This window comes from Pectobacterium sp. HCp5_1 (genome assembly GCF_032905925.1).
Taxonomy (GTDB): domain Bacteria; phylum Pseudomonadota; class Gammaproteobacteria; order Enterobacterales; family Enterobacteriaceae; genus Pectobacterium; species Pectobacterium brasiliense_A.
This window is the reverse complement of record NZ_JAUMIO010000015.1, coordinates 66,909-79,011: the sequence shown is the minus strand read 5'-3', so window position 1 is coordinate 79,011 and position 12,103 is coordinate 66,909. Positions and strand designations below refer to the sequence as shown.

At 53.6% G+C, this 12,103-nt stretch carries 13 protein-coding genes; 8 read left to right on the top strand and 5 right to left on the bottom strand.

Annotation, left to right across the window (positions count from 1 at the left end; all coding sequences use genetic code 11):
- Positions 1 to 121 precede the first annotated feature (121 nt).
- Positions 122 to 1,378: an MFS transporter gene (locus Q3A88_RS12220; protein ID WP_317177995.1), complete on the top strand. Its 1,257-nt coding sequence runs from the start codon at positions 122 to 124 to the stop codon at positions 1,376 to 1,378.
- A gap of 54 nt (positions 1,379 to 1,432) precedes the next feature.
- Positions 1,433 to 2,785, top strand: coding sequence for a pyridoxal phosphate-dependent decarboxylase family protein (locus Q3A88_RS12215; RefSeq protein WP_317177994.1), 1,353 nt, complete (start codon positions 1,433 to 1,435; stop codon positions 2,783 to 2,785).
- 75 nt (positions 2,786 to 2,860) lie between these two features.
- On the opposite strand, the gene Q3A88_RS12210 is transcribed toward Q3A88_RS12215, so the two are convergent.
- A complete protein-coding gene (locus tag Q3A88_RS12210) occupies positions 2,861 to 3,319 on the bottom strand; it encodes a hypothetical protein (RefSeq protein ID WP_317177993.1) in 459 nt (152 codons plus the stop codon).
- Positions 3,320 to 3,618: 299 nt separating this feature from the next.
- Here Q3A88_RS12210 and Q3A88_RS12205 point away from each other — a divergent pair, with 299 nt between their 5' ends.
- Positions 3,619 to 3,879, top strand: a complete 261-nt coding sequence (locus Q3A88_RS12205; RefSeq protein WP_110162803.1) for a type II toxin-antitoxin system RelE family toxin — start codon at positions 3,619 to 3,621, stop codon at positions 3,877 to 3,879.
- Between the two features lie 74 nt (positions 3,880 to 3,953).
- Positions 3,954 to 4,325: a helix-turn-helix domain-containing protein gene (locus Q3A88_RS12200; protein ID WP_110162859.1), complete on the top strand. Its 372-nt coding sequence runs from the start codon at positions 3,954 to 3,956 to the stop codon at positions 4,323 to 4,325.
- 138 nt (positions 4,326 to 4,463) lie between these two features.
- Here the strand turns inward: Q3A88_RS12200 and Q3A88_RS12195 are convergent, their stop codons facing one another.
- The 4 genes from Q3A88_RS12195 to Q3A88_RS12180 form a co-directional block, all read right to left on the bottom strand.
- Positions 4,464 to 4,880 (bottom strand): type II toxin-antitoxin system HigA family antitoxin, encoded by a 417-nt coding sequence (locus Q3A88_RS12195; protein ID WP_039504227.1) that lies wholly within the window; start codon positions 4,878 to 4,880, stop codon positions 4,464 to 4,466.
- Positions 4,877 to 5,188: a type II toxin-antitoxin system HigB family toxin gene (locus Q3A88_RS12190; protein ID WP_317177992.1), complete on the bottom strand. Its 312-nt coding sequence runs from the start codon at positions 5,186 to 5,188 to the stop codon at positions 4,877 to 4,879. Before Q3A88_RS12190 ends, Q3A88_RS12195 begins: the two co-directional genes overlap by 4 nt.
- 158 nt (positions 5,189 to 5,346) lie before the next feature.
- On the bottom strand, positions 5,347 to 5,898 hold the full coding sequence (locus Q3A88_RS12185; protein ID WP_110162804.1) for a polymer-forming cytoskeletal protein: 552 nt from the start codon (positions 5,896 to 5,898) through the stop codon (positions 5,347 to 5,349).
- A 169-nt stretch (positions 5,899 to 6,067) separates the two neighbouring features.
- Entirely contained in the window at positions 6,068 to 6,256 is a 189-nt protein-coding gene (locus Q3A88_RS12180; protein ID WP_110162805.1) for a hypothetical protein, read from the bottom strand.
- 323 nt (positions 6,257 to 6,579) lie between these two features.
- Here Q3A88_RS12180 and Q3A88_RS12175 point away from each other — a divergent pair, with 323 nt between their 5' ends.
- From Q3A88_RS12175 to Q3A88_RS12160, 4 genes are all read left to right on the top strand, one after another.
- Positions 6,580 to 7,503 (top strand): aminoimidazole riboside kinase, encoded by a 924-nt coding sequence (locus Q3A88_RS12175; RefSeq protein WP_317177991.1) that lies wholly within the window; start codon positions 6,580 to 6,582, stop codon positions 7,501 to 7,503.
- Positions 7,504 to 7,701: 198 nt separating this feature from the next.
- Positions 7,702 to 9,237 carry a carbohydrate porin gene (locus tag Q3A88_RS12170; RefSeq protein ID WP_317177990.1) on the top strand — a complete coding sequence of 512 codons (1,536 nt, stop codon included), beginning with the start codon at positions 7,702 to 7,704 and terminating at the stop codon, positions 9,235 to 9,237.
- 80 nt (positions 9,238 to 9,317) lie between these two features.
- Positions 9,318 to 10,688 (top strand): sucrose-specific PTS transporter subunit IIBC, encoded by a 1,371-nt coding sequence (locus tag Q3A88_RS12165; RefSeq protein ID WP_039470385.1) that lies wholly within the window; start codon positions 9,318 to 9,320, stop codon positions 10,686 to 10,688.
- A complete protein-coding gene (locus tag Q3A88_RS12160; RefSeq protein WP_317177989.1) occupies positions 10,688 to 12,097 on the top strand; it encodes a sucrose-6-phosphate hydrolase in 1,410 nt (469 codons plus the stop codon). The genes Q3A88_RS12165 and Q3A88_RS12160 overlap by 1 nt, the downstream gene beginning before the upstream one ends.
- Positions 12,098 to 12,103: the final 6 nt, after the last annotated feature.

The following is a 12,103-nucleotide window of genomic DNA, read 5'->3' as shown; positions in this document are numbered from 1 at the left end:
GCCTGCCTTACCCACAGGCGGAAAACTGACCGCATGTTTTTTGGTTGCAGAATAAAACCAGAGTATTTATGCTTCAAGTGGTTTTATTTTGAAACCAAGTTGAGCCATGAAAGCCAATACGATGAAAACAAGCCCTATTCATACCACGTCATCCGTCACCGAAGGCGATCTTTACAGCACGCAGACGACATTGCCGCGCGCGTTAGTTTTGCTGTTTGCCTGTGCCAGCGCCCTCAGCGTCGCCAATGTGTATTACGCACAGCCGCTGTTGGATGCGCTATCGGTAGATTTTCACATCAGTATCGCCGCCGTTGGCGGCGTGATGACTGCAACACAGCTTGGCTGTGCGCTGGCGTTAATTCTGCTAGTGCCGCTGGGTGATATCCTCAATCGACGCTATTTGATGCTCGCCCAGTTGGGCACGCTCATCGTGGCGCTGATCGCCGTTGGGCTATCCACCACGCCCCTGGCTCTATTGATCGGCATGCTAGCTGTGGGCATGCTCGGCACGGCAATGACTCAGGGGCTGATTGCTTATGCCGCAACGGCTGCCGCACCGCAGGAACGTGGGCGCGTGGTGGGTGCAGCACAGGGTGGCGTGGTAATTGGGCTGTTGCTGGCGCGCGTGCTGTCCGGCTTTATCGCCGATGTCGCAGGCTGGCGCAGCGTATACTTTTTCTCCGCGCTGCTGATGCTCCTGCTTGCTGTGCTTTTATGGCGCACACTGCCGCATCAGCCGCTTGCCCGGCAGCGCCCACGCTATTCCGCGTTGCTGCTCTCTATGCTGACCCTGCTGCGTCAAGAACGGGTGTTGCAAATACGCGGCACCATCGCTTTACTGATGTTTGCTGCCCTGAGCATTTTCTGGAGCGCACTGGTTCTGCCGCTGAGTCGCGAACCGTATTTCTTTTCTCATACGGTTATCGGTGCGTTTGGTCTGGTGGGAATTCTCGGCGCATTGGCGGCGGTAAAAGCGGGAGCGCTGGCCGATAAAGGCCGCGAACAGTGGGTCAGCGGCATCGCCCTGTTATTGCTGCTGACATCGTGGCTGCCGCTGTGGTTAGCGCCCTATTCTCTCTTCGCGCTGGTGGTCGGCATCATCGTTCTCGATCTGGGTGGACAGGCCATTCACGTCACCAACCAAAGCATGATTTTCAAGACGCATCCCGATGCGCACAGCCGTCTGGTTGGCTGTTATATGCTGTTTTATAGCATCGGCAGTGGGCTTGGCGCGATGGCAACGACAGCGGCGTATGACGCTGCGGGCTGGTCAGGCGTGTGCCTCCTTGGCGCAGCCGTCAGCCTGACGGCGCTACTTTTCTGGAAAGTGACGCTGCACGCCTCAGCGCCGTCACCGGCCGCTTCCACGCCATCGTGATAGCGGAACAACGCTGCTTGATAAACACACCATCCTATTGATAAGGGAAAAAGCATGAGCGAACTGACATTACTGGCTGATGCCGACGAGCGCGGCCGACGTTATCTGGCTGAGACTGCACAGCGTCGGGTTTTTCCCGATGCCGCTGCCCTCGCCGCGCTGGCACGTTTTGATGAAGCGCTGCCGCAACAGGGCTTCTCGCCCGAAAGCACGCTGACGCTGCTGGATGAAGTCGGTTCACCGGCTACTACCGCCTCCAATGGCCCAAACTATTTCGGCTTTGTTATCGGTGCCTCATTGCCGATCGCCGCCGCTTCCGAGCGATTAATGATCGCCTGGGATCAGTGCGCCTCCACCTTTGATAACTCGCCGGTATCCGCCACCTTGGAACGCCTCGCCAGTCGCTGGGTACTCGATGCGCTGAACTTGCCCAAAGAAAGCGCCGTGGGTTTCGGCACCAGCGCCACCGCCTGCACACTTTCCTGCCTGGCCGCCGCACGCCGTGCTCTACTGGCAAAACAAGGCTGGGATTTTGACAACGATGGACTGAACGGCGCGCCTGAAATTAAGGTCGTGATTTCGGAGCTGACGCACATCACCGTGAAGAAAGCGCTACGCGTACTCGGCTTTGGGCTACGCCATTTACGTATCGCGCCCGTGAATGCGTTTGGGCAGATCGACGTGGCACAGCTTCCTTCGCTGGACGACTGCACGATTCTTTGTTTGCAGGCGGGCGAGGTCAACACAGGCGAGTTCGATGACTTTGCGCAGATCATTCCCGTCGCGAAAGCAGCGGGTGCCTGGGTTCACGTTGATGGTGCCTTCGGGCTGTGGGCCAGAGCCTCGTCCCACACGGAGCTCACCGACGGCATCGAGCTGGCCGATAGCTGGACAACCGACGCGCATAAATGGCTGAACACACCCTACGATTGTGCGATGGCGATTTGCCGCGATGCGGACGTGCTGGCGGAAGCGATGAATGCGGATGCCGTCTATTCCAGTGCGGCGCGAGATGCGCAGAAGAACCTGACACTCGAATTCTCCCGTCGGCCGCGCGGCATTCCGGTGTGGGCGGCACTGCGTACGCTGGGGCGCGACGGCGTGGCAGAGATGGTCGAACGACACTGCCGACAGGCAACCTTCATCGCCGACGGCCTGCGCCATGCGGGTTTTGAGATACTGAATCGGGTTGTGCTTAATCAGGTTCTGCTGCGGGGGGAAACCGACGGCCAAACCACGGCGATACGAGAAGCGCTGCAGGCGTCGGGCAAAGCATGGTTTGGCGGCACCGTCTGGCAAGGACGTCCGGCATTGCGCATCAGCGTGTCATCCTGGCGCACGCAGGACGATAACGTGCAGGCGCTAATCACGCTGCTGACGGAAATCAAAGCTCGAACCCCATGCTGAGCGCGGTATAAAACAACTATCCCCGCAAACGCGGGGATAGGGAGACGTCATCAGACTACGGCGCACTGAAATACGCTAGACGTAAACGCTAATGCTGGAGACCTGTCCCTGAAAGCGGTTCAGCGCCTCTGCGGCACGTTGCAAGCTTTCGGTATTTTGCACTTCGCTACGGGATGATGCGCCCGCGACACCTTGCTGAATGGTGTCGAAAACATTAATCGGCTGGAACACATTGGAAGGCGGCACACTGCCGACATTCTCTCGCGGCGACGCGATAAAACCCAGCAGCGCGGAACCTTCTTCCCGCCCCAACCGCCCACTGCTGACAAGGCCTTCTACCGTTTCATACAGTTCGGCAGGGCTAATGCGGGTGAAATCATATCGCGTCGTCTCACCAGCAGGAACGACACTGCTGCCCGCCTGATAAGACTGAAGCTGTTCGGACAGCGCCGCTTTCTCTGCGTGCTCTGTGGAACGCTTCGCCATCACCTGCTGGCTGGCAAAAACGGACGACTCTGCGGATTCAACTTTCATATCACCTCCTTACGGTAACGTATGGAAGACAAAATCATTGGCATCGCGCCTCACCGTGACAGTGAGTGCAAAAATGGCGTGCTTTAATACTGACACGCAATCCCCCATCGCGCCAGCCAGAAGCGGGATTTGAACCCGTGCGGGGAACACGCAGGCAAAGGCGACCAGGTGCTCAGCTCTGTAGGTTTATCTCTGAAGGCCCAGCAGTACCATAAACAAAAAAATAAGAAAAAAGAGAATAATATTTAAATTATCTTATAATTAACTTATATCAGGGAAGACTTTCGTTTGAGGGATTCATGATTAAGGTTAGTTGGTCAAAACGGGCATTAAAACAACTCGGCACCATTGACACCAGATATCGAAAACGAATCAAAGAAAAAGTGGGCGAGCTGAGTACATTTCCAGATGTGAATCTGGATCTGAAAAAACTCGAGTCGTTTGGCAAGCAATATCGGCTACGGGTTGGGGATTACCGCATTATCTTTGAGCTAATCAACGATGTACCACAAGTGTGCGAGATACTTGAAGTCAAGCGAAGGACAACGACGACATACTGAGAAGGAAAGCGCATTCTTCTTTTACACCACAACTGATTTTCACCCATCGAAAGAAAATGTTGGAGCAATACACCATGAGCGTACAAGTGATTCGGGATAAAAGCGGCAAACCTGAATATGCTGTTGTTCCGTATGAGTTATATCAGAAACTTATTGAAAACGCTGACGACCCAGCCCTTTATGAGAGTATTCCCTACACTCATAGCGCAGAGGATGACGTCTCCATTCCTCATGAAGTGGTTAGCATTCATATTGATCAAGACGTCAGCTTACAGGCAGCCTGGAGAATTTTCAGAGGCTTCTCTCAGCAAGAGGTGGCAACCGCACTTGGCATGACCCAAGCAGCCGTCTCTCAGCTTGAGTCCCCAGACTCAAGGCCGCAGAAACGCACCCGAGAAAAGCTGGCTAAGCTTTACAACTGCGAACCAGAACAGCTAATCCTTTAGCTGTATCCATGGAACAGGGAAAATGGGAACGGCATAAAAGCGGAGGTCACGACATCCGGTTTATCCCCACGGGAATGGGGAACGCTTTATAGCGCAGTGCATTATGCTGCTCTTAGCAAGAATCACTGAACCGTCGTGTCAATCAACAAAAGCACTCACGGGAATATCGAATCGTTTAGCAAGCGCTCTCATGTGATCCAGCGTTAGAGTGCGCTCACCGTTTAGAATACGGGATACCAGAGACTTTTTACCGATCTCAGCTTCAAAATCACTCTGCGTTAGCTGGTGCTGATCCATGAGGACGCGCAGTAAAGCGATACCGGCTGGAAGTGCTTTAATACGTTCGTTGAAGGCAGCAAACTCCGGTGCATCATTCTCGTATTTGTCAATTTTGGCAGTCAGCATGTCGATTAGCGGACTATCAGGCTCACTCTCGATCAGATATTCAGTGAGTTTCAGCGCATCCTCATAATCCTTACGAGAGGTGCTGCCTCCGAGGAATGGTACGATACTCGTCAGGTTGTTAGCTGCCTTGATGGCGTCTGCGTACATCATTCTTTATTCCTCCGGTAATACTCTGTCAGTCTGTCGTACTCTGCATGGGATGTGATGTGCTTAATGAAGATTTTCCCCCGCTCAAAATCAGCAAAAAACATCACGCGAAGATGCCCGCCACCAATATCAATAACCCACCATTTTTCCCGATATTTCATCCTATCCAGGCTAGGGAAGCGTTTTTTCATATCGTCCGGCGTTGCATACATTTCGCGTTTGATAACCCGATATAAATCAGCAAGTGCTGCCGCCTGATTCGGAAAATGAGTGGTTGCAGTGTCGAAAGGTGCCCGCGAAATAACATGCATCTGGATTCACTCCCTGACGTTTCCAGATTGGAAACAATATGCCGTAAATGGAACAAGTTGACAATAAGGAAACCGTGATAATCTACATCCCTGCTGTTCGGTTTATCCCCGCTGGCGCGGGGAAGACTAAGCAATCATTCGGAGGTTAAGAACGAGCCTCACGCCGTGGGCGCATTGCTCGCTAGCGCGACGACGTTCTCTTGCTCTGCGGGGACTTTGCTGGTTTTCTCTTTTCTCTTTTCTACGTAGGTCAGTTTTTCCTGGCTCTGTGCTGGCGGGGTCAGCGGGTGGGATTGGCCGGTGAAGACACCGCCTTTTTCGATGGAGAGTTCATCGGTAAAAATGTCGCCGAATACTTTTCCCTGCGCCAGAATGGCTACGACGCTGGCGGCTATGCGTCCTTCTACGCGACCATTGATGACGATCTGCTGCGATTTCATTTCGCCGTTTATCTGACCGGTGTGCTCCACTTTAATCGTGTTATCGCACTGCACATCACCTTCTACCCGGCCTTCCACGGTAATGTTGCCATCCACGGCCAGAGAGCCCGTCATGCGCGCGCCCTGGGAAATGAAGGTGTCTTTTTTCACGCGCACAGGGTTCACTGAATTAATCAACTCGTTCGATGGACTGATAGCGGGAGAGCTGTTTATTTCACTGCGCTCTTGCGGTTCTTTTGCATCTTTTTTGTTTTTATCGAATGAAAACATCGTGTTATTCCTTTTAACAGTATAGAAAAATGCGATCGTGGCACTTGCGGCGAGTACGGCTGCCACTCCCTGACCGTAATATCGAAGGGGAAATTCGCTATAAATATCAATAAGCCAGACGATAACCAATAAAGCCCATATCGCCCATATTCCCCAAAGCAGGTTGTAATTACGCACGATCAGAACGCCGATTAAATTCAATTTCCAGGGTGGAAATATCAGGAATGGTAATCCGGAGCGCTTTACGTCCACCTTCTAGATAGCGTATGTCAATCTGAACATCAGCACTATCACCAACGTGCTGTTTAACCACTGTTTTTAATTCATCCAACATGTTATCCAAGATTTTATGAGCCATGCCATTCTCTCCTTCTTGGTATCTTCCTTGTGACAGTCACGCTGTACCGCCAAACGACATAAAGAATATCGGGCAAGAATGTATTTTATTTAGCCCGCGTGTTCAAAAACTCGATCGTGTTCACTTTCCTTTTTCTACGCCTTTATGTCAAAAAAACATGATTATCCATACACTTAAAATATTCCTGTAACTCACAATCTCTTCCCCAGTTTATTTCCTCCTTGTTATTTTATCCTGTAGACACTCTCATAATGATATTGCTTAGCTAAACCGATTCTTCTATTTTAGCAAACAGTCTAATTATCATTGATAAGAGTAACGTTATGGCAAACAGAATTTGGGTCATGGGCGACGCGGTTGTCGATCTCATCTCGGAAGATACGGAACGCTATCTGAAATGCCCTGGCGGCGCGCCCGCCAATGTGGCGGTCGGCATTGCCAGACTCGGGGGAAACAGTGCCTTTGTTGGTCGCGTTGGCGGCGATGTTTTTGGCCATTTTCTAAGAACAGTGCTGGAACAGGAAAACGTAAATACCCGCTACATGGCACACGACAGGCTACATCGGACCTCAACCGTGGTCGTTAGCCTCGATGAAACAGGGGAACGTACCTTCACATTCATGGTGCGCCCGAGTGCCGATTTGTTTTTACAGCCGGAAGACCTGCCGGTGTTCAGCCAGAGAGAGTGGCTGCACCTCTGCTCTATCGCACTCTCACAGGAGCCCTCGCGCAGTACCGCATTTGCGGCGATGCGGCAGGTGAAAGCTGCGCAGGGGCGAATCAGCTTCGACCCGAATATCCGTGACGACCTCTGGCAAAGCGAGCAGGAACTGCGCGACTGTCTGACACAGGCGCTGATGCTGGCCGACGTGGTGAAGCTATCGCGTGAAGAACTGGCCTTTCTCTGCTCAACACCGGATGTTGAAGCGGGAATTCAGCAGTTTATGCAGCGCTACCCTACCCAACTCTTGCTGGTGACGCTGGGCGGCGAAGGCGTCTGGCTGCACGATCGTCACCGGCTACAACACTTTGCCGCGCCGTCGGTAACGCCCGTCGATACTACCGGCGCGGGGGATGCTTTCGTCGCCGGTTTGCTGCACGGCCTGGCACAGTATGACGACCTGTCACAGCCGCTCAGTTGGGATCCGATTATCGAGCAGGCGCAGCGGTGCGGCGCACTGGCTACCACGGCGAAAGGTGCAATGACCGCACTCCCCTACGCTCAGCAGTTGCACGCACGCCCTTAGCCAAGCCCTAGTCCCCTCGTTTGATACGGTTACCGCCCGGTTTTGTAGTCAGGATCACAGTTACAGAATCGGGTGAATGAAATTTCTTGCTAACCCTTCTTTTGGCTTTTATTTTCCTCATGAAAAACCGGTTTAGCAATTTAGCTAAACACGAAAAATCCAAAAACAATAAATCTCCTTCACGACGAGAAAGAAAAAATGAAGCCAAGCCACCTTGCTGTGACGATAGGATTATTACTTTCCTCCCCGTTTTATGTTTCCGCTGCCAACACCGACAGTATTGAAGCCCGTCTGAACGCTATGGAACAGCGTCTGCAACAGGCTGAAGCCCGCGCTCAGGCCGCTGAAGCCAGAGCTAATGCCGCTGAAAAGCAAACCCAGCAGTTAGCCACCCGTACGACCCAAACCGAACAAAAAACCCAGCAGGTGGAACAGCGTACAACGGCGCTGGCCAAGCAGAAGTCGTTCGCTGATGGATTCGAATTCCACGGCTACGCGCGTTCCGGCCTGTCAATCAATGATTCTGCCACCAGTTCCAAAACCGATATCGGCCCGGGCATGTCCCCTGCGGGTCAAACTGGCGGACATATTGGCCGTTTAGGCAATGAAGACGACACCTACGTCGAGATCAAACTGGAACACAAACAGAAGCTGGATAACGGTGCGACTACTCGCTTCAAGGTAATGATGGCGGACGGTCAGCGCAGCTATAACGACTGGACGGCGGCCACCAGCGACCTGAACATCCGTGAAGCTTTCGTCGAACTGGGGTCACTGCCAACCTTCACCGGTGCCTTTAAGGACACCACGCTGTGGGCGGGTAAACGCTTCGATCGCGATAACTTTGATATTCACTGGCTGGACAGCGACGTGGTCTTCCTCGCGGGCACCGGCGGCGGGATCTATGACGTGAAATGGGCGGATAGCGCCAAGAGTAACTTCTCGCTGTATGGCCGCAGCCTCGGCGAAATTACCTCGCTGGATAACGACATCAAAAACTACGTCTTTACCGCTAATAACTACGTCGGGCCATTCCAGTTCATGCTGAGCGGATTAACCGCGAAGAACAACGATGTAAAAGCAAACACGGGTACCAGCCGCGATAACACCATCGTTACTAACACCAATGCGGGCGACAAAGGCTATCACGCGATGGTGGCTTACCACGGCGACAGCTTCTACGGCTTGCGCGACGGGACATCGAAAACCGCGATCCTCTACGGTCACGGTCTGGGTGGCGAAGTGAAAAACATCGGTGCCGATGGCAACCTGACCAACGATGCCAACACCTGGCGCTTTGCGACTTACGGTACGACAGCGTTGAACAAGACCTGGAGCTTCGCACCGTCCATTCTGGCGCAAACCAGTAAAGACCGTTACGTCAACGGCGATAGCTACGAATGGGTGACGTTTAATGCGCGCCTGATTCAGGAAATCACCGAAAACTTTGCACTGGCCTATGAAGGCAGCTATCAATACATGGACCTCGATCCACGCGGTTATCGCAGCCTGAATCAGGTTAGCGGCGGCTTCTACAAGCTGACCTTCGCACCGACGTTCAAGGTCGGCGATATCGGCAACTTCTTTAGCCGCCCTGAACTGCGCGTGTTTGCCAGCTACATGGACTGGGATAAACGACTGGATAACTACTCCAGGGAAGATACGTTTGGCTCCACCGGCTTTAAAGCAGGCGGCGAATGGAACTTCGGTATCCAGATGGAAACCTGGTTCTAATCATTGCCTGAATCTGGCGTCGATGATGCGCTAATCGACGCCAAAGAAACCGCATATCCTATAGAAAGAAGAGGAATAACATGGATATCAACGCTACTGCCGCCGCGCTCATCCCCCTTCTCGGCGGGAAAGAGAACATCGCCAGTGCTGCTCACTGTGCGACTCGCCTGCGTCTGGTGCTGAATGATGACAGTCTGGCTGACAAGAAAGCGATCGAGAACGTCGACGGCGTGAAAGGCTGCTTCCAGAACGCCGGACAAATGCAGATCATTTTCGGCACAGGGCTGGTCAACAAGGTGTATGCCGAGTTCATCAAAGCGGCAGGTATCAGTGAATCGAGCAAATCCGAAGCCGCCTCGATTGCCGCAAAAAAACTGAACCCGCTGCAACGTCTGGCGCGCCTGCTGTCAAACATCTTCGTCCCTATCATGCCGGCAATTATCGCGTCCGGTCTGTTGATGGGGCTGCTCGGCATGATCAAGACCTACGGTTGGGTCGATTCCAGCAGCGCGATCTTTGTCATGCTGGATATGTTCAGCTCCGCGGCATTTATTATCCTGCCTGTTCTGATCGGCTTTACCGCCGCACGGGAATTCGGCGGCAACCCTTATCTGGGTGCGACGCTGGGCGGTATCCTGACTCATCCAGCGTTGACCAACGCCTGGGGCGTCGCTGGGGGCTTCCAGACCATGCATTTCTTCGGCATGGACATCGCCATGATCGGCTATCAGGGCACCGTGTTTCCGGTCCTGCTGGCCGTCTGGTTCATGAGCATCGTGGAAAAACGCCTGCGTAAGATCGTACCGGATGCGCTGGACATTATCGTCACACCGTTCCTGACCGTCATCATTTCCGGCTTTGTCGCCATGCTGCTCATTGGTCCGGCTGGACGTGCGCTGGGCGATGGCATTTCTTTGGTTCTCAGCACATTGATTGCTCACGCTGGCTGGCTGGCCGGTTTACTGTTCGGCGGCCTCTATTCAGTTATCGTGATCACTGGCGTCCATCACAGCTTCCATGCCATTGAAGCTGGACTGCTTGGCAACCCGAATATCGGCGTCAACTTCCTGCTGCCGATTTGGGCGATGGCGAACGTGGCGCAGGGCGGCGCGTGTCTGGCGGTGTACTTCAAAACGCGCGATGCCAAAACCCGAGCGATTGCCGTTCCCGCGGGGCTTTCTTGTCTGCTAGGCATCACGGAAGCAGCGATATTTGGTATCAACCTGCGCTTCATTAAACCGTTCCTGGCAGCGCTGGCAGGCGGTGCACTCGGTGGCGCATGGGTGGTTTTCAATCACGTCAATATGACGGCCGTCGGGCTGACCGGTTTTCCGGGACTGGCGATTGTGCAAGGGGGCTCAATGCTTAACTACCTGATTGGGATGTTAATTGCGTTCGGTGCCGCCTTTATCCTTTCCTTACTGCTGAAATATAAAACGGATAGCGAATAATGAAGGAAGTCCACTTACTAAAGCGCATGGCGCACGCCCTGATGTCAGGCCATTCACGGAAACAGGAAGATCCGTATCGCCCAGAATGGCACCTGTCTCCGACCGTTGGTCTGCTCAACGATCCGAACGGATTTATTCATCACAACGGGCGTTACCATCTGTTTTATCAGTGGAATCCTTTAGCCTGTGCCCACGGAGCGAAATTCTGGGGGCACTGGAGTTCCGCCGATCTGGTGAACTGGACGCATGAGCCCGTCGCGTTGGTGCCGAGCGAAAGCTATGAAAGCCACGGCTGCTACTCCGGTTCTGCCGTGGTAGATCATGGCGCGATCACGCTGATTTACACCGGTAACGTCAAATACGATGACGGTTCACGTACCGCGTTTCAGTGCCTCGCCCGTGAGAATCCTAACGGTGAATATGACAAGCTGGGAGCGGTTCTGACGCTCCCCGACGGCTACACTGGCCACGTTCGCGACCCCAAAGTGTGGCGTCATGACGACCACTGGTACATGGTGCTCGGTGCACAGGATCGCGATCTACAAGGTAAAGTGTTGTTCTACCGTTCTGCCGATCTGCTGGCGTGGGAAAAGATCGGCGAGATCGCCGGTTCCCGTTTGGGCGGGCTCGGTGATTTTGGCTATATGTGGGAATGCCCGGACATGTTCCCGTTGGATGGCAAAGACGTACTGATTTGCTGCCCGCAGGGCGTTCCCGCCGAAGAGGAACGCTACCTGAATACCTTTCAGGCTGGCTATTTCATCGGCTCACTCAATTACGAAAACGGCGCTTACCCGCATCAGGATTTCCACGAACTGGATCTCGGCTTCGAGTTTTACGCTCCACAAACCACGCTGAGTGAAGACGGGCGACGCCTGCTGTTCGGCTGGATGTCGATTCCTGACGACAATGAATTTTTTGAACCGACGATCGAACATGGCTGGATCCATACCATGACCTGCCCGCGTGAACTCACGCTGCATGACGATCGCGTTTATCAACGTCCTGCGCGCGAGTTGCAGTTGCTGCGCAGACAGCATTACCGCTGGCAGGGTGCCGCAGACTACGCATCTCCGCTGAACGCTAGCAGCGCGGAAATCCTTATCACCGTGCAGGGAGAATTCCAGCTCAGCCTCGCTTCCCAGTTGGTTCTCTGTTGGGACGGTGAACGCGTCACGCTGAGCCGACGTAACCGTCGTACCGGCGAGCCCGAGCATCGTTACTGGCGCGGCGATCTGAACCAATTGCAGATCCTGTGCGATCGCTCCAGCGTTGAAATTTTTATCAACGACGGTGAAGCCGTGATGTCTGCACGCTATTTCCCGGAAAGCGAGGCGCTCATGACGTTCAGCGGTTCTGGGCGATTAACGCTACAGCACTGGCTGTTAGCGTCATGCGTGATAGAATAACTTCCC